Origin of the sequence: uncultured Merdimmobilis sp., assembly GCF_902471145.1 — a bacterium.
Classification (GTDB): domain Bacteria; phylum Bacillota; class Clostridia; order Oscillospirales; family Ruminococcaceae; genus Merdimmobilis; species Merdimmobilis hominis.
On record NZ_CABRJC010000002.1, the window covers coordinates 197,815 to 220,792 of the forward strand.

The 22,978-nt window shown below is 58.1% G+C and carries 20 protein-coding genes; 11 read left to right on the forward strand and 9 right to left on the reverse strand.

Annotation, left to right across the window (positions count from 1 at the left end; all coding sequences use genetic code 11):
* Positions 1-3: 3 nt before the first annotated feature.
* Together RDQ42_RS02350 and spoIVA are read left to right on the forward strand one after the other, a co-directional pair.
* Positions 4-1,533 carry an SPOCS domain-containing protein gene (locus tag RDQ42_RS02350; protein ID WP_071427389.1) on the forward strand — a complete coding sequence of 510 codons (1,530 nt, stop codon included), beginning with the start codon at positions 4-6 and terminating at the stop codon, positions 1,531-1,533.
* Between the two features lie 48 nt (positions 1,534-1,581).
* Entirely contained in the window at positions 1,582-3,060 is a 1,479-nt protein-coding gene (gene spoIVA / locus RDQ42_RS02355; RefSeq protein ID WP_071428413.1) for a stage IV sporulation protein A, read from the forward strand.
* Between the two features lie 114 nt (positions 3,061-3,174).
* Here spoIVA and htpG read toward each other — a convergent pair whose 3' ends face one another.
* Positions 3,175-5,082 (reverse strand): molecular chaperone HtpG, encoded by a 1,908-nt coding sequence (htpG, locus tag RDQ42_RS02360; RefSeq protein WP_231358731.1) that lies wholly within the window; start codon positions 5,080-5,082, stop codon positions 3,175-3,177.
* A gap of 453 nt (positions 5,083-5,535) precedes the next feature.
* Between htpG and RDQ42_RS02365 the strand changes: the two genes are divergently transcribed.
* Genes RDQ42_RS02365 through RDQ42_RS02375 form a run of 3 tightly spaced genes read left to right on the forward strand, consistent with a single transcriptional unit; the run spans position 5,536 to position 7,274 of the window.
* A complete protein-coding gene (locus RDQ42_RS02365) occupies positions 5,536-5,784 on the forward strand; it encodes a hypothetical protein (protein WP_143117161.1) in 249 nt (82 codons plus the stop codon).
* A gap of 9 nt (positions 5,785-5,793) precedes the next feature.
* A complete protein-coding gene (locus tag RDQ42_RS02370; protein ID WP_071427387.1) occupies positions 5,794-6,702 on the forward strand; it encodes an ROK family protein in 909 nt (302 codons plus the stop codon).
* A gap of 2 nt (positions 6,703-6,704) precedes the next feature.
* Positions 6,705-7,274 (forward strand): acyltransferase, encoded by a 570-nt coding sequence (locus RDQ42_RS02375; protein ID WP_231358732.1) that lies wholly within the window; start codon positions 6,705-6,707, stop codon positions 7,272-7,274.
* Between the two features lie 101 nt (positions 7,275-7,375).
* On the opposite strand, the gene RDQ42_RS02380 is transcribed toward RDQ42_RS02375, so the two are convergent.
* On the reverse strand, positions 7,376-8,488 hold the full coding sequence (locus RDQ42_RS02380; protein ID WP_308588205.1) for an AAA family ATPase: 1,113 nt from the start codon (positions 8,486-8,488) through the stop codon (positions 7,376-7,378).
* A 242-nt stretch (positions 8,489-8,730) separates the two neighbouring features.
* On the opposite strand from RDQ42_RS02380, the gene RDQ42_RS02385 reads away from it, so the two are divergent.
* Entirely contained in the window at positions 8,731-9,180 is a 450-nt protein-coding gene (locus tag RDQ42_RS02385) for a hypothetical protein (RefSeq protein ID WP_054332116.1), read from the forward strand.
* A 322-nt stretch (positions 9,181-9,502) separates the two neighbouring features.
* Here the strand turns inward: RDQ42_RS02385 and RDQ42_RS02390 are convergent, their stop codons facing one another.
* Together RDQ42_RS02390 and RDQ42_RS02395 are read right to left on the reverse strand one after the other, a co-directional pair.
* A complete protein-coding gene (locus RDQ42_RS02390) occupies positions 9,503-10,075 on the reverse strand; it encodes a uracil-DNA glycosylase family protein (protein WP_054332115.1) in 573 nt (190 codons plus the stop codon).
* A gap of 45 nt (positions 10,076-10,120) precedes the next feature.
* Entirely contained in the window at positions 10,121-10,516 is a 396-nt protein-coding gene (locus RDQ42_RS02395) for a GNAT family N-acetyltransferase (protein ID WP_054332114.1), read from the reverse strand.
* Between the two features lie 224 nt (positions 10,517-10,740).
* Between RDQ42_RS02395 and RDQ42_RS02400 the strand changes: the two genes are divergently transcribed.
* The 3 genes from RDQ42_RS02400 to RDQ42_RS02410 are packed head-to-tail and all read left to right on the forward strand — an operon-like array spanning position 10,741 to position 14,817.
* Entirely contained in the window at positions 10,741-13,308 is a 2,568-nt protein-coding gene (locus RDQ42_RS02400) for a heavy metal translocating P-type ATPase (RefSeq protein WP_071427385.1), read from the forward strand.
* 21 nt (positions 13,309-13,329) lie between these two features.
* Complete coding sequence (locus tag RDQ42_RS02405) at positions 13,330-13,593, forward strand: metal-sensing transcriptional repressor (RefSeq protein ID WP_054332113.1); 264 nt, start codon at positions 13,330-13,332, stop codon at positions 13,591-13,593.
* A gap of 15 nt (positions 13,594-13,608) precedes the next feature.
* On the forward strand, positions 13,609-14,817 hold the full coding sequence (locus RDQ42_RS02410) for a dipeptidase (RefSeq protein ID WP_054332112.1): 1,209 nt from the start codon (positions 13,609-13,611) through the stop codon (positions 14,815-14,817).
* A 72-nt stretch (positions 14,818-14,889) separates the two neighbouring features.
* Here the strand turns inward: RDQ42_RS02410 and RDQ42_RS02415 are convergent, their stop codons facing one another.
* The gene (locus RDQ42_RS02415; protein ID WP_054332111.1) at positions 14,890-15,363 is read right to left on the reverse strand and encodes a MarR family winged helix-turn-helix transcriptional regulator; all 474 of its coding nucleotides are present in this window, start codon (positions 15,361-15,363) and stop codon (positions 14,890-14,892) included.
* Between the two features lie 295 nt (positions 15,364-15,658).
* On the opposite strand from RDQ42_RS02415, the gene RDQ42_RS02420 reads away from it, so the two are divergent.
* Positions 15,659-16,825 (forward strand): M20 family metallopeptidase, encoded by a 1,167-nt coding sequence (locus RDQ42_RS02420; protein ID WP_054332110.1) that lies wholly within the window; start codon positions 15,659-15,661, stop codon positions 16,823-16,825.
* A 134-nt stretch (positions 16,826-16,959) separates the two neighbouring features.
* Positions 16,960-18,114, forward strand: a complete 1,155-nt coding sequence (locus tag RDQ42_RS02425) for a M20 family metallopeptidase (RefSeq protein WP_071427384.1) — start codon at positions 16,960-16,962, stop codon at positions 18,112-18,114.
* 374 nt (positions 18,115-18,488) lie between these two features.
* Here RDQ42_RS02425 and RDQ42_RS02430 read toward each other — a convergent pair whose 3' ends face one another.
* From RDQ42_RS02430 to RDQ42_RS02445, 4 genes are all read right to left on the reverse strand, one after another.
* Positions 18,489-19,196: a hypothetical protein gene (locus RDQ42_RS02430; RefSeq protein ID WP_308588207.1), complete on the reverse strand. Its 708-nt coding sequence runs from the start codon at positions 19,194-19,196 to the stop codon at positions 18,489-18,491.
* Positions 19,189-21,357 (reverse strand): M1 family aminopeptidase, encoded by a 2,169-nt coding sequence (locus RDQ42_RS02435; protein WP_308588209.1) that lies wholly within the window; start codon positions 21,355-21,357, stop codon positions 19,189-19,191. Before RDQ42_RS02435 ends, RDQ42_RS02430 begins: the two co-directional genes overlap by 8 nt.
* Positions 21,354-22,214: an ATP-binding cassette domain-containing protein gene (locus RDQ42_RS02440; protein WP_054332107.1), complete on the reverse strand. Its 861-nt coding sequence runs from the start codon at positions 22,212-22,214 to the stop codon at positions 21,354-21,356. Before RDQ42_RS02440 ends, RDQ42_RS02435 begins: the two co-directional genes overlap by 4 nt.
* A gap of 160 nt (positions 22,215-22,374) precedes the next feature.
* A complete protein-coding gene (locus tag RDQ42_RS02445) occupies positions 22,375-22,830 on the reverse strand; it encodes a GyrI-like domain-containing protein (RefSeq protein ID WP_269215310.1) in 456 nt (151 codons plus the stop codon).
* Positions 22,831-22,978: the final 148 nt, after the last annotated feature.

Below are 22,978 nucleotides of genomic sequence, written 5' to 3' on the forward strand. Positions count from 1 at the left end.
CCTATGGAACTACAGCTGAAAAGACAATCGGTTGCCATAAACGAAACGCTCTGCCGCACCACGGTGGAGCAGCCCATTGAGTGTGACGCCCTGCTGCCGGATTATTGCCCAGATATTGTCAAAATCCTTCGGTGTGAAGTCACGCCAATTTTAACCGGGAACCAAGTTTCCGGCAGCCAATTGACGGTGGACGGCGTGGCAGCTGCCCGAGTATTCTATTTATCCGATGCTGGGTGCCTGCGCAGCGCCGAGTATAAAATTCCCTTTAGCCGCGTGGTGGAGATCAAGCCCTCCTCCAGCCGTCCGGTAGTCCGTGTCTCCCCCTCGGTGGGGTACTTCAACTGCCGCGCAGTCAGCCCCCGGCGATTGGATCTGCGGGGGGCGATCTCCCTTTCCATCCTAGTCACCGCCTGCCGGGAAGAGGATGTGGTGGCCGGGGCCGAGGGAATGGGGGTTTTGACCCGCGGTGAGGAGCGGGAGGTCACCCGGGTCACCGGTCAGGAGGTGCGCCCCTTCACCTTGCGGGAGGAATTGGAACTGCCCAGCGACAAGCCCTCTATCCGGCTGCCCCTGCGGTGCAGTGGGTTTGCCCGGATCACCGACAAAAAACAGGTGGCGGGCAAAATTGTCCTCAAAGGGGAGTTGAAGCTTCATGTCTTCTACCTCTGCGACGGGGATGACAACCAATTGGATTCCACCGACCACACCGTCCCCTTCAGCCAGATCCTGGATGTGGATGGCATGGAGGAACAGACCCGCTGCATCGTGAGCCTACAGGTCTCCAGCTTGGACGTCCAGCCCAAAGCTGACCCAGACGGCCAATCCCGGGTGCTGGCATTGGAGGCGGTGCTGGAAGCTAAGGTGCTCTGCCATCGAAACGAGACCATCCCCTTGGTGTCCGACTGCTATTCCACCCAATATGAGTCCAGCTGCCAGCAAAAGACCGTCTCATTGGGGCGCCTGGCCGAAGCGGTGGACGAAAGCCATGTTTACCAGGAGTCGGTGGACCTGCCAGACGGGGCCGTCCGGATTCTGGATTTGTGGTGCCGTGTCCAAGGGGAGGAATTCTCCGCCGAAGCGGGCAAAGCCACGGCGGCGGGACGGCTGCTCATCAGCATGTTCTGCTCCATGGAGGACGGCGGGATGGAGTACTTCGACAAAACCGAGCCCTTCACCCATGAGATCGACATCGACTGCCAGCGGCCCATGGAGTTTTTGGGGGAATTCTCCATCCTGGATGTGGGTTTCACCTCCTCGGGGAGCGGACGGGCGGAGATCCGCTGTGAAATCGGCATCACCGGGCCAGTCTACTGCTCCGAGCCGGAGGCGGTGCTCACCAGTTTGACGGTGGATGAGGAACACCCCAAGGAAAAGGATCCCAGTGTCTCCCTGACCATCTACTTTGCCGACGCAGGGGAAAACCTGTGGGAGGTCGCCAAGCGGTACAACACCTCTATGGAGAAGATCTTGGCGGACAATGGGCTGACCGGAACGGTCATCGGGGAGAAGCGTTCCCTGCTCATCCCCATGTAAGGGGCGGCAGAAACGAGTATGAGCAACAGCCAGGAAAGGGGTATGGGCATGGAAAGCCGCAACATCTATCATGACATCGCCGAACGGACCGACGGCGACATTTACATCGGGGTGGTGGGGCCGGTGCGGACCGGCAAATCCACCTTTATCAAACGCTTTATGGAAACCTTGGTGCTGCCCAACATCGACAGCCAGTTCCGCCGGGAGCGGGCCATTGACGAGCTGCCCCAGTCGGCGGCGGGCAAAACCATTATGACCACGGAACCCAAGTTCATCCCAGAGGATGCGGTGGAGATCCAGGTGGACGACGAGGTCGCCTTCCGGGTACGGATGATCGACTGTGTGGGGTATATCCTTCCCAGTTCCATCGGGTACATAGAAAACGAACAGCCGCGGATGGTGCAGACCCCTTGGTTTGCCGGGGAAATCCCCTTCAATATGGCGGCGGAGATCGGCACCCAGAAGGTGATCACCGAACACAGCACCATCGGCTTGGTGGTCACCACCGACGGCAGCATCAGCGACATCCCCCGGGCGGAGTACCAGGAAGCAGAGGAACGGGTCATCAGCGAGCTCAAAGAGATCGAAAAGCCCTTTGTGGTCCTTTTAAACTCCACCATGCCCCATTCCTCTGCGGCTCAGGAGCTGCGGGCGGAATTGGAGAACCGGTACCAGGTCCCAGTTGTGGCGGTCAGCTGCCTGGATCTCAGTGAGGAGGACATCCGGGAAATTTTGACCCAGGTGCTCCACCAGTTCCCAGTCAAGGAGATCTCGGTGGAGATGCCCAAGTGGATCGTCTCCCTGGACAAAGACCATTGGCTGAAAAAGGAGCTGTTTGAGGCCATCGCTTCAGCAGCCAAGAACATCGGCCACATCAGCCAGATCAAAGACGCTTTCGCCTCGCTGGGCAGCTGCCCCCGGGTGGACGACGCCCAGGTGCGGCGGTTTGACCTGGGCAGCGGCAGCGCGCGGGTCTGCGTCCATGTGAAGCCGGAGCTTTTCTACCAGGTGTTGGAGGAGGCCACCGGCCTGGACATCGGCGGCGAGGAAGGCCTGGTGCCCTGCCTGGCAAACCTGGCCAAGGTGAAGAAGGAATACGACCGCATCCAGGGGGCCCTGGAAGAGGTGGCGGCCACCGGCTACGGCATCGTCATGCCCTCCATGGAGGAGCTGACTCTGGAAGAGCCGGAGATCGTCAAGCAGGGGGGCCGTTTTGGGGTCAAACTGCGGGCCAGCGCCCCCTCTATCCACATGATGCGGGCGGACATCATGACGGAGGTTTCCCCAATCGTCGGCAGTGAGAAGCAGTCGGAGGAATTGGTGGTCTACCTGCTCAAGGAATTTGAGGAGAGCCCCCAAAAAATCTGGGAGTCCAACATCTTCGGCAAATCCCTCCATGAGCTGGTCAACGAGGGGCTTCACAACAAGCTGTACCGCATGCCGGCGGACGCCCGGCTCAAGCTCCAGGAGACGGTGGAGCGGATCATCAACGAGGGATGCAGCGGCCTTATCTGCATCATCCTGTAGCTGTGGGGGATTCACAGAATCGGTTGGGAATGGGAATATAAAAAAGCAGCCGCTTGAAGAAAGCGGCTGCTTTTGTCATCCGGGGATATGCATTTTGGTTTGAGAGGGGGACGGCTATTCCTGCATCAGTTCGCAGATGCTGTTGGAGAAGGCCACCGGGTCTTCGATGGGCAGCCCTTCGATAAGCAGGGCCTGGTTGTACAGAAGGCCGGCATAGGCTTTTACCCGGTCCTGTTTGGATGGGTCGGCGTACAGGGCCTGGAGCTTCCCGAACACCGGGTGGCCGGCGTTGATCTCTAAGACCCGCTCCGCCTTGACCTTTTCTTCGGCGGCGGGCAGGGAGTTGAGAACCTTTTCCATCTCAATGGAGAGGGGGCCGTCGCTGGAGAGGCAGACAGGATGGGATTTCAGCTTCTGGGAGAGGCGCACCGCGCTGACCTTGCCCTCCAGGGAATCCTTGAGGAAGTCCAGGAGGGGTTTGTTTTCCTCGGCCTGTTTTTTGGCTTCCTCTTTTTCCTCCTCGGTCTCCAGGCCCAGGTCGCTGTCCGAAGCGGAGCGGAACTCCTTATCGGCGTAGGTGTAGAGCATCTTGAGGGCGAACTCATCGATTTCATCGGTCAGGTAGAGGACCTCATACCCCTTATCCTTGAGGAGCTCGATCTGAGGCAGGTGGTCGATGCGGTTTACGCTTTCGCCGCAGACATAGTAGATGTATTTCTGGTCCTCCTTCATGCGGGAGACGTATTCTTCCAGGGAGACCAACTTCTTCTCACTAGAGGAGTAGAAGAGTACCAGATCCTGCAAAAGCTCCTTGTTCTGGCCGTAGCCGCTGTACAGGCCGTATTTCAGCTGGAGGCCAAAGGCCTTGAAGAATTTATCGTAGGTTTCCCGGTCGTTTTTCAGCATGGAGAGCAGCTCTGATTTGATCTTCTTTTCCAGCCGGCCGGCGATGACTTTGAGCTGCCGGTCGTGCTGTAGCATCTCCCGGGAGATGTTTAGGGACAGATCCTGGGAATCCACCAGCCCGCGGACAAAGCTGAAGCAGTCAGGCAGCAGGTCGGCACACCGCTGCATGATCAGTACCCCGCTGGCATAGAGCTGCAGGCCCTTTTCATAGTCCTTGCTGTAATAGTTGAGGGGGGCCCGGCTGGGGATGAACAGCAGGGCGTCGTAGGTGGCGGCGCCTTCGGTGCTGGTGCGGATCACCTTAAGGGGATCCTCATAGTCGAAGAATTTCTCCTTGTAGAAGTTGTTGTAATCCTCATCGGTGACCTCGCTCTTCTGCTTGCGCCAGATGGGCACCATGCTGTTGAGGGTCTCCACTTCGGTGTAGGTCTCGTATTCAGCGGGCTTGTCCTCGGTGCCGGTGCCCTCTTTGATCCGGCTGCGCTCCACCGCCATGCGGATGGGGTAGCGGATGTAATCGGAATACTGTTTTACCAGGCCGGTGATCCGGTAATCCTGCAAAAACTCGTCGTAGTTCTCCTCCTCGGAGCTCTCTTTGAGGGAGAGGACGATCCGGGTGCCATGGCCCTCCATTTGGGCGGGTTCCAGGGTGTAGCCCTCCGCCCCGTGGGACTGCCACTGCCAGGCCTCGTCGGAGCCAAAGGCCCGGGAGGTGACGGTGACACAGTCGCTGACCATGAAGGCGGAGTAGAACCCCACGCCGAACTGGCCGATGATGTCGATGTCGTCGTTCTTCTCCTGGGTCTGTTTAAAGTCCAGGGAGCCGCTTTTGGCGATGGTGCCCAGGTTGGCCTCCAGCTCGTCCTTGGTCATGCCGCAGCCGTTGTCGGTGATGGTGATGGTGCGGTTTTCCTTATCCAGGGCAATGTTGATGGAAAAATCGTCCCGGGAAAGGCCGCTGACCTCCCCGCTGAGGCTGTGGTAATACAGCTTGTCGATGGCGTCGCTGGCGTTGGAGATCAGCTCCCGCAAAAAGATTTCCTTGTGGGTGTAGATGGAGTTGATCATCAAATCCAAAAGGCGCTTGGATTCAGCTTTAAATTCTTTGGTTTCCATGGCGGATCGTCCTTTCTTAAACTCTATGAAAAAGGAATTGTGTGAAATTTTGGCACTCATATAATTTGAGTGCTAACACTATTGTAGTTCCCTCGCTGGGAAAAATCAAGGGGAGCAGCCAGAACCCCCTTGAGAATTCACAAATTATTCAATTTTTCCGTTTCTCAGCGGCTTTATAGGAGAATGGGGAAGGTTTTCCACAGTTTTAATCGGCTCTTGTTAAAAAAGGGGTGCAGCAGTTTGGCGGCGAAGCCAAAACAAAATCCAGGTTAAGGGCAAGCGCCCGCAAAAGGGAAAAAACCCTCTTTTATGCGGGTTTGCTGCAAAGGAGTGACAAAATTTTCCAAATACAGCTGTTACAATGGGTGGGAAGCCATTGTGGGGGAATGCCCCCGGCTTTCAACAATCGTTGGAACTTTATGAGAAGGAACACGGGGAGGTGATTCCATGCGTATGAAGTGTCAAGCGCAGGATGGGCAAACCGCCGGACTCACCCGATCAAGAAACCTATGTGCGGCTTTGGGGCTGGGGCTGTTTTACACGGCCTCCAAGATGATTTCGGCCCAGTGGCCGCCGCTGTACAGCCTGGTGTTTCTGATGCTGGCCTTTGGTTTTTGCATGACCGCCATCTGGCAGCACAAGGATTTAAACTTGCTGCGCCGTTCAGCGGCCAAAGGGCCGAAGCAGCAAATACATGTGTGAGGTGAGAACATGCGGATCGGACTTGAGCTTTGCGACCAGTTTACCGCTGCGGCTTTGGTGGGGCAAGACGGGATCATACATAGAAAAAAACAGCTGGATTCCTACAAAAATCGCCCCAGTGAGGCCCTCTTGGACCTGACCGCCCTCTGCCGCGCCCTGCCGGAGGAGGAGGGGCTCCCCTGGGAGGCGGTGGTAGAACTGGGGGTCTGCTCCCCGGATTTTGGGGGAAATGGGCGCCTCACCTGGCCTGGATGGGAGGATATCCCCCTAGCGGAGCGCTTAGGGGAGTCCTTGGGAAGGACGGTGCTCTCGGAGAGCCGGGTTGGCTCCATGCTGCTGGCCGAAGGGATATTCGGCGCGGCCCGAGGGGACTCGTCGGCGGTGATGGTCCTGCTCGACACCGGGGAGGGCGGGGCCCTCCTGGCCGATGACCGGCTGGGGGAGCCACCTTATGCCAAGCGGCGGATGACTTTAGTCAGCGACGGCGCCTCCGGCTGGGAGGATTGGGAGGGCGCAGCTTCCCTTCATTCCCTAGTGGAGGCGGCCCGCCGGGAGGGGAGGAAAGCCCCCGAATCCCTGGTTGCCCGGATGGAGGCGGCAGAGGGGGCCTTGACTCCTGACCGGGTTCTCCTGGCTGCCAGCGAAGGGGATGAGGCTGCCCGGCAAGCTTTGGACCGGTATGTGGAATCGGCCGCGGCGGGAATCGCCGGCCTTGTCCGGGTGCTCCAGCCCCAGCGGATTCTCTTAGGGGGCACCGCACGGGGGGATCTCCTTCTACCGCTCTTACAGAGGCGGGCAGCGGCGATGCTGTCCGGCCGTTGTGTGGCAGTGCCGCCCATCCTGTGGGGAACCCTGGGGGAGGACGCCGCCCTGATCGGTGCGGCCCTCCTTGGGGTTTACCGAATCGGGGGGATGTGATTGTGGAAAAGGCGATGGTCCACCCCACCAGCATCTTGGACGAAGGGGTTGTCCTAGGGGATGGCACCCGGGTGTGGCAGTTCTGCCATCTCCAGGCGGGGGCATCGGTGGGGGAATACTGCACCTTGGGGCAGAATGTCAACCTGGGCCCCGGCGTCCGGGTGGGCAATGGGGTAAAAATCCAAAACAATGTCTCGGTTTATCAGGGGGTGACCTTGGAAGACCAGGTGTTCTGCGGCCCGTCAGCGGTGTTCACCAACGACCGCACCCCCCGCGCCCCCTATCCCAAAGGCCCCGGTGGATACCTTCCCACCCTGGTGCGGGAGGGGGCGACCATCGGGGCCAATGCGACCATATTGTCTGGGCTGACCATCGGGCGGTGGGCCATGGTGGCCGCTGGGGCAGTGGTCACCAAAGATGTCCCTGCCCACCAACTGGTGGCGGGCACCCCGGCCCGGGCTATGGGCTGGGTCTGCCGCTGCGGCCACCGGCTGGACCGGGAATTCCACTGCCCGGCCTGCGGGCGGCAGTATCGGATGCGGGGGAAGATCAAAAGCTTTCCAAAGCCATAACGGGGCAAGGTGCCCTTGGAATCAACAGGGAAACGGTCCGAAACCTTGGGATCGCCCCCAAAACGGCGGCAAGTTCTCCAAACCTGCTAGCGGCAGGGCCCTCAACCTTCAAATGGGGGGAGGGCCTCATCCGCCATGCGGACAAGCCGGCGGAGCATCCCATCGGCCAGCTGGTCCAGGTGTTCATAATCCAGGGCAGAGGCATAGTACCCCTCGATGCAGCGGTGGTTCTCCATCCCCTCAAACAGCAGCAAAGTGGCCTGCTCCAACATCTGGAGGGCGGCTTTGCGGTTGAAGGAAATCCGCTTTTTGCGCAGTTTAATGGCACTCTGATCGGTGAACCGACGGGCGTTGACCACCTTGTAAGGCTCCAGTACAGGGCGGTGGCCGAAGTGGACGCTCATGAAGCCCAGAGAGAGCTGGGGGATAAACAGGTGTTCCATCCGGTCATCGGGGTAGAGGGGGGATTGGCAGGTGATGACATCATATCCCGCATCCAACGCCAAGGTGCGCAGATGGTAGAGGAGCAGGCGGGATGAGGCCCCCCAGTCGTCCTCCAAAAAATAGATGCGCTCGGCCAGCAGCCGGGCGGTGTGGTCCAAGGTGACGCACCCTTCGCCGGTGAAGGCGGAGAGGAAGCGGAAATGCTCTGTCCCTTTGCGATCGCCGGTGCGTTTGAACTCCCGGGAGGCCACCCGCTGGGCAAACCGGGCAATTTTGGCGGCGTCGGTGCACTCCAAGGCGATGCGGTATGTATCGCCTAACAAGGCCGCGGCGGCGCTGAGGTACCGGCTGGCCTGTTCGCCGGTGTGCATCCCACTGAGATATAAGGGGATTATTTCGTCCCGCAATTGGAAAAGGGAATCGTCATCCAGGCAGTCGGAGAGCTGTACCACCCGTTCGCACACCCCGGGGAACATGGGCTCGATGACATGGGGCGAGGTGCCGTCGGCAATGGCGATCTTCAGGTCGTGAAACAGCACAGCATCCAGCGAGTGGGGATCAGAGGAGCAGAGGATGTATTCGATGTTTTCACAGCGGTCCTGCAAGAGGGCGGCGGCTTGGCGCATGAGGGTGGATTTTCCCAGGCCTGGGGCCCCTTTTAAGATAAAGCACCGCCAATCCTGCCGGCACAGCTGATCGAACCGGGAGACAAAGCCCTGGGGGGCGTTGGCTCCCAGAAAAAATTGCACCTGATTTTGTTCCAGGGACACGGTCATTCCTCCTTTGATGATTCTATTGTCATGGTATTCAGTCCATTTGGGCCTTGACACAACGGAAATTTTGGAAATTCTTGCAAGAAAGAGGCATTCGTGGTACCATAGCCACAGGGAGACCTGTGACAATCGCAGAATTGCTGTCGGGCGGCGGGCCCTTCCTGCGGCGGAGGCTGGGTGGAGTTTTTACCGGCCTGTGCAGGCTTGCGGCACAACATCCATGAGAAAGAGGTGTTTCTATGAGTATGATTGCGGAGGGTTTGACCCACCTGGAAAAAGAACTGCTCCTGGCTGTGCGGGACTGCAACCGCTTCCCCATTGGCCGGTTTGAACTGCACAGCACCAAGGAGTCATCCTTGGTTTCTACCGCGCTGGACAACGTGGTCATTGAACGCTCAGATGATTCGATGGAGCAGGTGAAGACCATCGGTTCCGCCCTTGCCTCCCTGGAGGAGAAGGGGTTGGTTTTCCTGGATTACGACCTTAAAATCCGGGTGGTGTCGGATTATGACGCCATCGCCAACAGCGATTTGTTCGCCCAGTTTTGCCAAATGGCTGAGGATGCCCAGCTGCATCCGGAGTTTTTGTTTGACCGGGCGGAATTGTGCAAAGGGCTTGCCAAAATCACTGTCAAAGGGGAGCGGGTGGCAAAGTCTCTCCATCCCCGCATCAAGGTGAAGCAGCGGTAGTCCCCGGGCATTTGGGGAAACCGCGCTGATCCGGCTGAAATGCAGATAAAGCCGTCCATTTGGGAAAATAAAGCCCTAAGGGTTGGTCGGCTTTTTTATAAGATGGTGCGCTCCGGGGCGGATGGCAAGCAGAAGTTTTGCATTGCCGCCGCCCAAACTTCGTTATTCTCTTTTGCCTCCCTGCTGAATAAAAGGGAGCGGCACAGGGGGAAAACGACCCTTCCGCGCCGTGTGAGCTGTGAGGCTTCCTCGGCGTGGCAACAGAAAATGGCCGGCCTTCCCCAACATGGGAAGGCCGGCCATTTTAGCGCAGTGGTTATATTTAATAAGTATGGGTACAGACTTCATTGATTTTTTCCCGCAGCTTCTGGAAATCCTCCAAAGCGGCGGGTTTGTTTGCTGGGTTGCGCAGAAGGGCGGCAGGGTGGAAGGTGCCCATCATCCAAACCCCGTTTTTGAGAGAGAATTCCCCATGCTGGCGGGTGACCTTAAAATCGGGGGAGATGATGTATTGGGCGGCGATCCGCCCCAGGCAGACGATGATTTTAGGCCGGATGATAGCCACCTGGTTGCGCAAATAGCCGATGCAGGCGCTGACCTCATCAGGCTGAGGATCTCGGTTCTTGGGCGGGCGGCATTTGACCATATTGCCGATGTAGATATTCTTCTCCCGGGAAAGGTCTACCGCTGCCAGGTACTTGTCCAGCAGCTGGCCAGCGCGGCCCACAAAGGGTTCGCCCTGCAAATCCTCGTTTTCACCGGGCCCTTCCCCAATGAACAGGATTTCCGCCTGGGGATTGCCTACCCCAAACACCACGTTGTTGCGGGTCTCACAAAGTTTGCAGTTCCGGCATTGACTCGCCAGTTGTTCCAGTTCTTCCATGGATTGCAGCATAAGGGGGAAAGCTCCTTTCTTGCTCCCTCAAGGCATTTTGTTCCTTTACAGGGATATGAATGGCTTGGTTTTGGGGATAATATAGGACTGCATGCCTTTTTGGCAGCCGTTCTTTTCATAGAAGGGTTCGACCCCCGGCTGCGCGCCGAAGTACAGAAGCGTGGGGGCGTGGGTTTTGGCCAGATTTAAAAGTTGGCTTCCGATTCCCTGTTTTTGAAACTCCGGCAACACCAGCAGCTCGGTGATGGTGCCAAAATAATATCCGTCGGAGAGAATGCGGAGGCACCCGATCAGCCGTTCCCCTTGATAGGCGGTGATATTCTGTGTTTTTTCCAGGGCGATCCGGGTCTTTTCCAGATCATACTCGCCTGGCCAAACCTGGTTGGCCAGGGTGAGAAAGGCCTCTGGGGAAAGGGATTGGTCGTCAGCGATGTATTTCACAGGAGCCTTCCTCCTTTCAAAATCCTCGTAAAGTGAGACGGCCGCCGTCCAAAACCAGGGCAAGCCGAATACAACCATTTTATCACCGGCGTACCTGGAATGCAAGGAGGGCAGACGGTGTACAGGGGAAGAAGAATCCCAAAAGGGTCTTGACAAATCCCCCAAGAGGGGATATATTGAAGAAAATACACCCCCCTGGGGTGGGGAGTAAAGGAGTTGAAAGAATGTCCAGTCAAAAGTTCGATGTCATGGGCATGACCTGTTCGGCATGTTCTGCCCATGTGGATAAAAGCGTGCGAAAACTGCCCGGTGTAAAGGAGGTCAACGTCAACCTCTTGGCCAACAATATGACGGTGGAGTATGACCCTGCCGCAGTGGATGAAAACGCCATCATCAAAGCGGTGCAGGATGGGGGCTACGATGCAGTGGTCCACCAAAAACAAAGTTCCGCTGGCAAAGGCAAGGAGCGCCCGGTGGACACCGCCAAAGCGGAGATCGACAGCATGAAGCGGAGGCTCATCGTATCCTTCCTCTTTTCGGTGCCGCTGTTCTACATCTCCATGGGGCATATGATGGGCTGGCCCCTGCCGGATTTCTTCCACGGCAACGGGAACGCCATCACCTTTGCCTTTACCCAGTTCCTGCTGGTGCTGCCGGTGGCCATCGTCAATGAAAAGTACTTCCGAGTGGGGTTCAAGACCTTGTTCAAAGGCTCTCCCAACATGGATTCCCTCATCGCCATCGGCTCTACCGCCGCCATTGTCTACGGTGTGTATGCCATTTATAAGATCGGCTACGGCTTGGGCCATGGGGACATGGCTTTGGTCAGCCAGTACAGTATGGACCTGTATTTTGAGTCGGCAGCTATGATTTTGACCCTGATCACCTTGGGCAAATTCTTTGAGGCCAGGGCCAAGGGGAAAACCAGCGAGGCCATCACCAAACTGGTGGATTTGGCCCCCAAAACCGCCTTGGTGGAGCGCTCTGGCCAGGAGGTGGAGATCCCAGTGGAAGAGGTTCTCCCCGGCGATGTGGTCATCGTCAAACCCGGCCAGACTGTCCCGGTGGACGGGGTGGTGCTGGAAGGACAGAGCGCTGTGGATGAATCCGCCCTCACCGGTGAGAGCATCCCGGTGGAAAAACAGCCTGGCGACAAGGTCACCGGCGCCAGCATCAACAAATCCGGTTACTTTAAAATGCAGGCCACCAAGGTGGGGGACGATACCGCCCTCTCCCAGATTATACGCCTGGTGGAGGAGGCCAGCTCCTCCAAAGCGCCCATCGCCAAGATGGCTGACAAGGTCAGCGGCGTGTTTGTGCCCATCGTCATCGCGGTGGCCCTTATCGCCACCATCGGCTGGCTGCTGGCCGGCCAATCCTTCGAGTTTGCCCTCTCCATCGGCATTTCGGTGCTGGTGATCTCCTGCCCCTGCGCCCTGGGCCTGGCCACCCCCACCGCTATCATGGTGGGCACCGGCAAAGGGGCGGAGAACGGCATTTTGATCAAATCCGCCGAGGCGCTGGAAGTGGCCCACAGCATCGGGACTGTGGTGCTGGATAAAACCGGAACTATCACCGAAGGCAAGCCCCGGGTCACCGACCTGGTCTGCGCCGCTGGGGTCAGCGAGGAGCAGCTGCTGACAGTGGCAGCCTCCCTGGAGAAGCCCTCGGAGCACCCCTTGGCCGAAGCCATTGTAGCGGGCGCCAAAGAGCGCGGCATTGAGCCTGCCCCCACCACCGGCTTCACCGCCACCGCGGGCCAGGGCATCTCCGGCCGGATGGACGGAGCCCTCTACTACGCCGGCAACCGCCGCCTGATGGAGGCCCAGAGCATCCCCGCAGGCAGCTTTGCCAAGGAGGAGGAACGCCTCGCCCAGGAGGGCAAGACGCCCCTCTACTTCGCCTCCCAGGAGAAGGTGCTGGGACTCATCGCCGTGGCTGACACGGTGAAACCCACCAGTGCGGCGGCCATTGCCGAGCTGGACGCCATGGGCATTGACGTGGTCATGCTCACCGGCGACAACAAGCGCACTGCCGCCGCCATCCAGAAGCAGCTGGGCATCAAAAAGGTCATCGCCGAAGTGATGCCCCAGGACAAGGAGAAGGAGGTCCGCGCCCTCCAAGAGGGAGGCCGTAAAGTGGCCATGGTGGGCGACGGGATCAACGACGCCCCGGCCCTGGCCCGGGCGGACGTGGGCATCGCCATCGGCGCAGGCACCGACGTGGCCATCGAATCCGCCGACATCGTGCTGATGAAGAGCGACCTTCTGGACGTGGTCACCGCCATCCAGCTGTCCAAATCCACCATCCGCAACATCAAGGAGAACCTGTTTTGGGCCCTTTTCTACAACTCCATCGGCATCCCGCTTGCCGCCGGCGTATTCTTCAACTCCTTCGGTTGGAAGCTGAACCCCATGTTTGGCGCCGCCGCCATGAGCATGAGTTCGGTCTGCGTGGTTTCCAACGCCCTGCGGCTCAAGCTCTTCAAACCCAAGTTCCATAAAAACCAGCAGCTGAAGGCAACTGAGGCTGTGGTGGAAACCCACACCATAATAGAAACAACGGAAGAAAAAGGAGAAACTGCTATGAAAAAGACCATGATGATTGAAGGCATGATGTGCGCCCACTGTTCCGGCCGGGTGGAAAAAGCCCTGAACGCCATCGATGGCGTCACCGCCAAGGTGGATTTGGAAGCCAAAACCGCCCACATCCAACTCTCCAAAGAGGTGAGCGACGAGACCCTGAAAAACGCCGTCACCGAAGCGGGCTATGAAGTGGTCGGCCTAGAGTAATATATAAGGGGAATATACAACATGAAAGCAGACCGAGACAAAATCACCCGGCTTCTGAAAACAGCCAGGGGGCAGATGGACGGCATCTTGAAAATGGTGGAGGAGGACCGCTACTGTGTGGACATCTCCAACCAGCTGCTGGCCACCGAATCCATCCTGCGCAAAGCCAACAAGGAGATCATCCGGGCCCACATGTCCCACTGCGTCAAGGACGCATTTGAGACGGGGGATGCAGAAGAGAAGGTGGATGAGATCATCGCCATCCTGGATAAGATGTCTAAATAATGAGGAGGGAACCCAATGGGTATTAAAACCGCATATCAAGGTTACCAGCCCTATTCCTATCTGGAGGCGGGCAAAGATTATGAGCCTTTTTCCCTGGAAGAGTGGAACTGGGCAGGGGAGTACCGCCTACCCTTGGATGAAAACCAGGAGGAGCGGGTCCGCCGCTTGGCCAAGGAGAGTGTCATCATCTCCCTTCATGACCACCTGGTCCGCTTCCCCAAAAACATGACCGAGAAGGAAATCGGCGATTACAATCGAAGCGGCCGCAACGTCTCGGATTATGAGGCCCTTTCCCATTCCTGCCTGGACTGTGTGTTCGACAACATGATGGATGGCCTCAACACCATCTCCTCCAAATGGGGATGGAAGTGGCAGGACATCCTTCACGACCTGGGCATGCGCCTGTGCGACATCGCCCACCAGGATTTCCTCATCCACTGCCGCACCACCGAAGACATCCTGCGGGCCCACCGGGAGGGGAAGATCGCCTGGGTTGCCGCCATCGAGGGGGCTGCCCCCATTGAGAATGACCCCGACCGCATCGACATCCTCTACGGCTTGGGGGTGCGCCTTCTGGGGCTTGTGTACTCGGAGCAGAACGCCCTGGGCAGCGGCATCAAAGAGGTAAACGACGGCGGCCTCACCCGCTTCGGCAAGGTCTGTGTGGAGCGGATGAACAAGGTGGGGATGCTCATCGATATCTCCCACTGCGGGCCCCAGACCGCCCTGGATGCGGCCAATTTCTCCAAGGAGCCCATTGTGGGCAGCCATGTGGGCGCCCGGGCTTTGTGGGACAGCAAACGCCTCTGCGACGACCGGCTGCTCAAAGCCATCGCGGAGAAAGGGGGGCTTGTCTGTGTGGAGGCCGCGCCCCACACAACCATGACCCATACAGCCAACACCCATGACCTGGAATCGGTGATGGAACACTTTGAATACATGGCAAACCTGGTGGGTATCGACCACGTTGGCTTTGGCCCGGACACCATGTTCGGCGACCATGTGGGGGTACACCACGCCTTTGCCAAAACCCTCTCCACCAAGGTGATATTAGGCGATGTCTCTTACAAAGAAGTCCCCTATGTCAAGGGGATGGAGAACCCCACCGAGGCCATGTGGAACGCCCTGCGCTGGCTGGTCAAACACGGCTACAGCGACAGCGACATCCAAAAGGTGTTAGGCGGCAACGCCCTGCGGGTCCTCCGCCAGGTTTGGAAAGCCTAGGGCAAACGATGGAATACAAAGCAATCCCCGCCTCCCAATTGGGAGACGGGGATTTTTTTCATGCCCGCAGGATCAGCGGTTTTTTTCCATGAGGGAAGAAAGGTGCTCCAATACCTCATTAAGCTTGTTTTCCACACAGATGCACTCCTCTTGGGTGAGGGTGCTGGCAGCCAGGCAGGTGATCTCCCGCTGGATGGCGATGCTCTCCTGGGCCAGCTCTTCCCCCCTGGGGGTCACATACAGGTGCACGAGGCGCTTGTCTTCCTGGTCAGGAATGCGGGTGATAAGGCCTTCCTGTTCCAGCTGTTTCAAAGTTTTGGACACCATGACCTTGCTCACCGACAGGAGGCAAGCCAACTCGTTTTGGCTCATCCCTGGGCGGCGCAGAATGTTGATCAAGTGGGTGGAGGTCAGATTGGTCAGCCCGAGGGGCTGTAGCCGCTCGTTGACACAGTTGCAATGGACGCGGGATATTTTGGCGATCAGCCGGCTGATGCGGTTGGCGCTTTCCTCCCGGGAAAACTGGGGTTCTTGTTGTTGTTCCATCGGCCGGGTCCTTTCTCATGTGAAGTGGGGTGGTCATCTCTTTCCCCAGTATACGGCAAATTTGGCAAAATGGAAAGGGGAAAAGGGGCCTTTTGGGGAATTTGCGCAGAAGAAAATGGATTGCCGGCTTCTAAGACTGGGGACGCAGTTTTCCAACTTCTCCAAAAGTTTACCGGATATCCATGGAAAAACTGCGGAATATTCCCACTTTATCCTTTACTTTTGCAAGTTGATTCGCTATAATAAATAAAAACCTATCCACCCATAGACAGAGATAAAGAGAGAGGGATTACCAATGAACAACATCAGAGAAATGGCACATAACCTACAGGCGGAGACCATCGCCTTCCGCCGCGACCTGCACAAAAACCCCGAACCTAGCATGGAGGAGTTCCGCACCACCGATAAGGTGGCCGCTGCTTTGGACGCCATGGGCGTGAGCTACCGCCGTCTGGACCCCACCGGCGTTATTGCTGAGGTCAAAGGCACCAAATCCAATTCCGACAAGATCGTCGCCCTGCGGGCTGACATGGACGCCTTGAGCATCCAGGAGAAAACCGACTACGAGTTCAAGAGCATCAACGACGGCATCATGCACGCCTGTGGCCATGATACCCACACCTCCATGCTGCTGAGCGCCGTGAAGATTGCAAATTCCATCAAAGACCAGTTCAGCGGCACCATCCGCTTTATCTTCCAGCCCGGTGAGGAAGTCGCCAAAGGCGCCAAGGCTGTCTGCGCCCAGGGCGGTATGGACGGCGTCGACGCCATCTTCGGTATCCACGCCGCTGTCCAGACCCCTGTTGGCAAACTGCTGGCCTGCTACGGCCCCAGCCATGCCGCCACCGACCGCTATTCTGTGGTCATCAAAGGCAAGGCCTGCCACGGCGCAGCTCCCCAGACCGGCATGGATGCTACTGTCTGCGGTGCTGCTATGGTTATGAACCTGCAAACCATGGTCAGCCGGGAATTCAGCCCCATGGATCCCCTGGTGGTCACCGTAGGTTCCTTCCACTCCGGCAGCCGGTTCAACATCGTTTCCGGAGAGGCTGTCCTGGAGGGCACCATCCGCTCCTTCAGCCGGGAAGTTCACGAGCAGATCCCTGTGGTTCTCAAGAGAATCTGTGAGGAGACCGCCAAGACCTTCCGCTGCACCGCTGAGGTGGATTACGACGCCATCACCGAAGTGCTGATCAACGACAAAGAGATGATCGACCTGGGCCTGGAGGCCGCAGCCAAGATCACTGACGCAGAGCACATTGGTTTGAAAGCCCAGGCCATGGGCGGCGAGGACTTCTCTGAATACACCAAATACGCCCCTGCGGCGTTCTTCAGCTTGGGTGTGGGCGGCCAGTGGCCCGGTCACAGCGACCACTACGAAGCGGATGAGGACGCCTTTGAAACCGGCGTGGCTTTCTATGTCCAGGTAGCCCTGGACGCACTGGAGAAACTCTCCAAATAAGACGGTTTTGCAGGGCAGAGGAGGGGGAATTTCCTTCCTCTGCCTTGTCAATTTTGGCCGGCAGTTGGGCCATATATCACCCCGAACCGAGAAAGAGAAACAGGGCGGGGATAAAAAGAAAGAGGGACTGACCTATGAACGTCATGCGAGAAAAAGCCCATCAGATCAAAGATGAAACCATTGCCTTCCGCCGCGACCTCCACATGCATCCGGAAGCCAGTTTCCAGGAGTTCCGCACTACCGACAAGGTGGCTGCCGCCTTGGATGAGCTGGGGGTATCCTATCGCCGGCTGGAGCCCACCGGCCTTATCGCCGAGATCGGCAAGCCGGGCAAAACAGTGGCGCTGCGGGCGGATATGGACGCTTTGAGCATCCAGGAGCAAACCGGTTGTGCATTTAAAAGCGTCAACGACGGCTTTATGCACGCCTGCGGCCATGATGCCCACACTGCTATGCTGCTGGGGGCAGTCAAGGTTCTCAACTCCATGAAAGACGAGCTGCCTGGCACCGTCCGGTTCTTGTTCCAGCCCGCTGAGGAAGTGGGCAAAGGCGCTAAGGCTGTCGTGGCCCAGGGCGGCATGGAAGGGGTGGACGCCGCTTTTGGCATCCATTGCTCGGTACAGACCCCGGTGGGGGCCCTCCAGTGCCATCCCGGCGGGATTGCCGCCGCCGCCGACCGGTTTAAGATCACCGTCAAAGGCAAAGCCTGCCATGGCGCATATCCCCAGACTGGCATGGACGCTACGGTCTGTGCCTCTGCCATGATTTTGAATCTCCAGACCATGGTCAGCCGGGAGTTCAGCCCTATGGATACCTTGGTGGTCACCGTGGGATCCATCCATTCCGGCAGCCGGTTCAACATCGTTTCCGGTGAGGCAGTGATGGAGGGCACCATCCGTTCCTTTAGCCGGGAAGTCCACGAACAGATCCCCGTGGTTCTCAAGAGAATCTGCGAGGAGACCGCCAAGACCTTCCGCTGCACCGCCGAGGTGGAGTACGATGTGCTCACCGATGTGCTGGTCAATGAGGAGAACATGGTGGAACTGGGCTTTGAGGCAGCCCGCAAAGTCACCGACCCTCAGCTGGTCACCCACAACAGCCCTGCCATGGGTGCAGAGGATTTCTGCGAATATACCAAGTATGCACCCAGCGCTTTCTTCCGGCTGGGCGTGGGCGGCGAGTGGCCCGGCCACAGCGACCATTATGAGATCGACGAAGAGGCGCTGGAAATCGGCGTCGCATTCTATGCCCAGGTTGCGGTGGACGCACTGGGAAAACTCACCAAATAAGTATCTGCCATGGGAGCCAGCGCGTGCCGGCTCCCATGATCTATTTGGCAGTTCTGATGCCATGCCAAGAATCAACGGGTAAGGAGAAATTGGCCTATGATACAGAGGGAAAAAGGTGGGGATCAATACCCATATCTGGCCATGGTCCCGGTCGGATGAAGAAGCCCCCTATTCCTGGACTGCGACATCCTTCCCCAGGTGGACGGGTCGAGCAACCACCACAACAGCAAATTCGATTTGGATGAATCGGCCTTGGCTGGCGTCCTCTCCTTTTTTATCCACCACACCCGTGGGGTTTTGGGCGCAATAGAAAAACCGAAGCCTCTCTATAAAAATCCCCTGGCCCTAAAAAAGGGCCAGGGGATTTTTGACGGTTACCCTCTTTTTTTCCGGGTGAGGAAGAGGAGGAGAAGGCCGAGGGTACTCAGTCCCACCCTGCCCCACAAGACATCCGGCGGGAGGGAGAAGCCGGGATCCAGTACCCCCAATTCCAGGGGATAGGTGAGGAAGAAGCGCCCCCCTACTGGGTCGAGCCAGCGGGGCAGCGGGAGATAGGCACATAAGAAAGGCAAGGCGATGAGCGGGTAGAGAAGGACGTGGCGAAGGTTTCCCAGAAACCATCCCGCCCCCAAAAAGAAGAGAAGGGCGGGGACCAGGACAAAAACCGCTGGGGCGAGGAGTTCCCCAAAGCTGTCCCAACGGAACATCCGGGCGTAGAAGGCTCCGGCCATCAAGAGGATGAGAAGGGTCAAAAGTCCGGTTCCTACCGCCAATGCCCCCCATCGGGAGAAGGAATAGTGCCTGGGGGAGACAGGGGTGGCGCTGGCGAGTACCTCCACCCGCCTCTCCGCTGGGGAGGTGTAGAAGGAGAGGAAGAACAGTTCCGCTGCACAGAGGAAGGGGAGAAGAAGTGTAAGGTAATACCCAAAGCTCCAGGGGGAAAAGGGCGCGGTGTTGCACACCCCCCGGATGACTGTGCCGTACAGCACCTCCCGGCTGTACCACAGGGTTACTGCCAATAAGCCCCAGAATAATTTGTTGCATAGAAGCCGGCGGCACTGGTAATAAAAAATTTTACGCAAGGCCCAAATCCTCCTTTGTCAGCCCAGAGGCATCTAGAAAATCTTGCTGGGTGATGTAGGGGGGCATCTCGGTTCCCCCATTTTGATACAGGTGGGAGAGGACTTGGTCCAACGCTTCGTCCCCGCCAAGCAGTTCTGCAGCGCGGGCAAACATCCGGGCGTAACCGCTGTACCACATGATACTCTGAGTCTCCGACTCCAGCTGTACCCGGTACTCCTCCCGCAGGGCCCCCAGGTATTCGGGGTGGCGGATGTAGAAGTTGTTCTGGTTGTGGGCGATGTCCCGTTCCCAGATGTCCAGGTAGTGCTGATCGGCATAATCCTGGCCCCTCTCCTTCTTCATCAGCCGGTAGGTGGTGTAGGTGGTGATCCCTTCATCGGTCCAATAGGGGTCCTCCGGATCCATTAGCTGGGCGCCCAGCCCCCACCACTGGTGGATGATCTCATGGGCGAGCACTTCTGCGCCACTAGCCCCCTTTTCCGGGTTGGAGAGGTTGTTGGCAGTGAAGCTGGCTTCGCTGATGACGCTGATGTTCTGCTTAGCGAACCCTCCAAATAAAAATTCGGTGGTCTGGATGATTTTAAAGGGCCGGTCTTCAGGGAAGGCCCGCATACCGTAGTGCTCGGTGCAGTAACGGATGGCGGCTTCCAAGGCATCGATGGCGCCCAGCTCAGTCATCTGCTGCTGGTGTTTTTGGCTGTAGTAGAATTCAATAGCCATGCCGCCTCCGTTGATGTCCACCTTGACGTAATCGGCGGCGAATACCGTCATGGAATTGACGCCGCGGTCCTGGAGCAGCCAGGTCGCGGTGCCGTCGCCGTTATTCCGTAGAAACTGGGAGGGGAATCCAGAGGCCACCGGGGTCAGGTTGTCCCGCAGGGTGATCTGTGCTTGGAAAGGGATGGTATCCCCCGCGATGAGCAGGTCTGGGACAGGGGAAAAGGCTGTGCCATTGAGCTGAACCTCTTCCCGGCTGACCAAATCCCCGCTAAGCATCGTTTGGGAGATATTCCACAGCTGGGGGACGCCGCCGTATTCCACCCGGAGGGCGACCCGCTCCTCCGCCGGGAGGGTACAGCGCAAGGTGCGCCGTTTGATCAGGTCGTCCTCCAAGTCTTCGAAGGGGATATCCACCCCGTTGGCGATGACCCGGCTGACCTGGTATCCGGTGTTGAGGGAGAAGTAGAGGGGCTGCTCCCGGCCGGTGGTGTTTTGAATCTGGAAGGTAGCAAAGCCGTCCATCCTGCCAACCCAGTCGCTAACCGCGCGGATTTCCACCTGGGTTCCCAGGAGGGATAGCCCTTCCTGGGTGTGGTCTATCTCTTGTACTGCCATCCAGTCCACAGGGGAGTTGTCGAAAAAGGGCTGGCTCGTCCAGAGTATCCCGCCAAGCGAGAAGAGGAGAACGGCCAAGGCGGGGAGCATCCCCTGCCGTAGCCCCTGTAGGAAGGAGCCAAGGAAGCCTTTGCCATATCGCCGGACACAGAGGAGGGAGAGAAGCCACAGCCCAAGGAAGAATAGCAGCCATACCAACCGGGAGTAGGCGGCGGTGCGAAAGACCAGCACATTGCTGAAATCGTCGGAGAGGGCGGGAAGCATGGGCAGGCACCACTGCCAGAGGAATTTGTTCTGGAAGGGATCGCTGCGAGAAAGAATGAGGAAGAGCAGCACCGCAAGAAAGCTAACATCCGCCCGGCGCACAATCTGGTAGCAGGAGGCGCTGAGCAGGGCGCTAAAGCAAAGGGCGGGGAGGAGGAACAGCAAAAATCCCGCAAGATAGTCGGAAAGGGAAAAAACACCCCCCAGTTTCCAAGCGGCATAGGGCAGGTAGAGAGCCGCGGTGAGGAAGGTGGTGAGAAGGGAGGCGCACAGAATGCCCAAAAGCCGCACGGAAGCAAGCCTTTGGGGGGAGATAATGCTGTCGGTGATGTTTCGCTCCACCCGGCTCAATTCATAAAGAGTGAAGATAGAAAAGACTACCGTCCCTACCAAGGTGGCGGAACGCAGCTGCTGGGCAAGGTACATGCTGGCCATGGTGGTAGACCCCTGATAAGAGAATCCCCCCAATAGGCCAAGGGAGGTCAAAGCTGTGGACAGCCAACAGCTGGGGCTGCGGAGCAGGCGGGAAAATTCCACCCGGAAAAGGGAAAACCGGCTCATCGAATCCCCCCTTGCGCCACACAGTACATATAGGCGTCTTCCAAAGTGGGTTCCACCGGCTGGGCAAAGGGGGGGAGCTGGACCGCCACTACCCGGCAGGAAACTCCACAGGAGGTGTTGACTCGGGCAGTGACCGAAAAGCCTTCCTCCTCCCGGCGGTCGGCCTCTTCAAACACTCCCACGTGACCTTGGGCGGCTTGAATCAACCTGGCCGGGGCCCCGGTGAAGAGGATGCGGCCTTTGTCAATGACGATCAGCTGGTTACAGACCGACTGTACATCCTCAATGATATGGGTGGAGAGAAGGACGATTTTATCCTGGGCAATGCGGGAAAACAGGTTGCGGAAGTTGATCCGTTCCTCCGGGTCCAGGCCGACAGTGGGCTCGTCAAAGATCAGGAAGGAGGGATCCCCTAAGATGGCCTGGGCGATCCCCACCCGCTGGCGCTGCCCGCCGGAGAGGGAGCGGATCCGGCATTTTTTCTTCTCTTCCAGGTTGGTATCCCGGATGGCCCGCGCAATGGCACCGGTGCTGTCTTCAATCCCCTTGAGGGCCGCCATATAGTCCAGGAACTGCCAGACAGTCAGCTCTTCATAAAGGCCGAAGGTCTGGGGCAGATATCCCAGTTTGGCCTTCAGCTCCCTTTCGCATTGCAGGAGGGGGCGTCGGTCCACCTGGATGGAGCCGGAGGTGGGGAGAAGCCCTGCCACCAACAGCTTCATCAGGGTGGATTTGCCTGCCCCGTTGGGGCCTAAGAGTCCGACGAGGCTGGGGCTCTCCAAAGAGAGGGTCACGTCTTGCAGGGCCTGTTTGCCGGTTGGATAGGTCATGCTCAGGTGGTCGATGGAAATCTGCATGGATGTTTCCTCCTTTGAATGGTTGCTGTCCCCAGTCTATCAATTCAATTTGGAGCATCCTTGGAGGGAGTGTGGAGTTTTGGTGGAGATGGATGCCCAAAAAACAATCCCCCCTCCCCAGAATGTTTTTCATTCCGGGGAGGGGGGATTACAGGGGCAATCAGAGGATGGGCACACAGAGTTCGCATTGGTGGGATTGGATCATCCGGGCGGCGTATCGCTCCAAAATAGGGCGGGATGGGTCGGGCTGGACCCCCAATTGGGAGAGGGCCGGGAAGAGCTGGTCCCAGCCTTCTGCCACTCCTTCCGGGGTATGGGGAAGGACGGCGACGGCGTATCGGCCGCCGGCAATCCGCCCCAAAGTCATGTCCCCATCTGGTGGGAGAAGGCCCTGTGGCAGGACGAGGCAGACATCGTAGCGGCAGTCCTCCGGCTGAGTGGTCTGGGGATTGTCCCAGGCGATGGCATAGAGGACGGAATCCGCCCCCATCAGGCTGTGGAGCCGGGCCCAACTTTTCATTTTCTCCATGAGTGCGGCATTTTCGGCGCCGTAGGGTCCGGTTCGCCCCATCTTTGCGACAGGGCAGGGCGGAATGGTTTCCAGGTGAAGGTTCATTGCAGTTCCCCTTTCGGTGTAGAGCGGATGCATCCTATCCCAACCGTACCATGCATTAAAATGAAATGCAACTAGATTTTTAAAAGGGGGGAAGTTGCCTTTTTGGCAAGGCAGAAATAGAAGCAGGGCCCCATCGGGGAGCCCTGCT

Bases quoted from the DNA above. Each gene is read 5' to 3' on its own strand.
- RDQ42_RS02370 (WP_071427387.1), top strand. From the start codon at position 5,794: ATGCGGATCGGACTTGAGCTTTGCGACCAGTTTACCGCTGCGGCTTTG.
- RDQ42_RS02415 (WP_054332111.1), bottom strand. From the start codon at position 15,363: ATGGAACAACAACAAGAACCCCAGTTTTCCCGGGAGGAAAGCGCCAAC.
- RDQ42_RS02390 (WP_054332115.1), bottom strand. From the start codon at position 10,075: ATGCTGCAATCCATGGAAGAACTGGAACAACTGGCGAGTCAATGCCGG.
- RDQ42_RS02385 (WP_054332116.1), top strand. From the start codon at position 8,731: ATGAGTATGATTGCGGAGGGTTTGACCCACCTGGAAAAAGAACTGCTC.
- RDQ42_RS02405 (WP_054332113.1), top strand. From the start codon at position 13,330: ATGAAAGCAGACCGAGACAAAATCACCCGGCTTCTGAAAACAGCCAGG.
- RDQ42_RS02440 (WP_054332107.1), bottom strand. From the start codon at position 22,214: ATGCAGATTTCCATCGACCACCTGAGCATGACCTATCCAACCGGCAAA.
- htpG (WP_231358731.1), bottom strand. From the start codon at position 5,082: ATGGAAACCAAAGAATTTAAAGCTGAATCCAAGCGCCTTTTGGATTTG.
- RDQ42_RS02400 (WP_071427385.1), top strand. From the start codon at position 10,741: ATGTCCAGTCAAAAGTTCGATGTCATGGGCATGACCTGTTCGGCATGT.
- spoIVA (WP_071428413.1), top strand. From the start codon at position 1,582: ATGGAAAGCCGCAACATCTATCATGACATCGCCGAACGGACCGACGGC.
- RDQ42_RS02425 (WP_071427384.1), top strand. From the start codon at position 16,960: ATGAACGTCATGCGAGAAAAAGCCCATCAGATCAAAGATGAAACCATT.
- RDQ42_RS02410 (WP_054332112.1), top strand. From the start codon at position 13,609: ATGGGTATTAAAACCGCATATCAAGGTTACCAGCCCTATTCCTATCTG.
- RDQ42_RS02365 (WP_143117161.1), top strand. From the start codon at position 5,536: ATGAAGTGTCAAGCGCAGGATGGGCAAACCGCCGGACTCACCCGATCA.
- RDQ42_RS02350 (WP_071427389.1), top strand. From the start codon at position 4: ATGGAACTACAGCTGAAAAGACAATCGGTTGCCATAAACGAAACGCTC.
- RDQ42_RS02420 (WP_054332110.1), top strand. From the start codon at position 15,659: ATGAACAACATCAGAGAAATGGCACATAACCTACAGGCGGAGACCATC.
- RDQ42_RS02435 (WP_308588209.1), bottom strand. From the start codon at position 21,357: ATGAGCCGGTTTTCCCTTTTCCGGGTGGAATTTTCCCGCCTGCTCCGC.
- RDQ42_RS02445 (WP_269215310.1), bottom strand. From the start codon at position 22,830: ATGAACCTTCACCTGGAAACCATTCCGCCCTGCCCTGTCGCAAAGATG.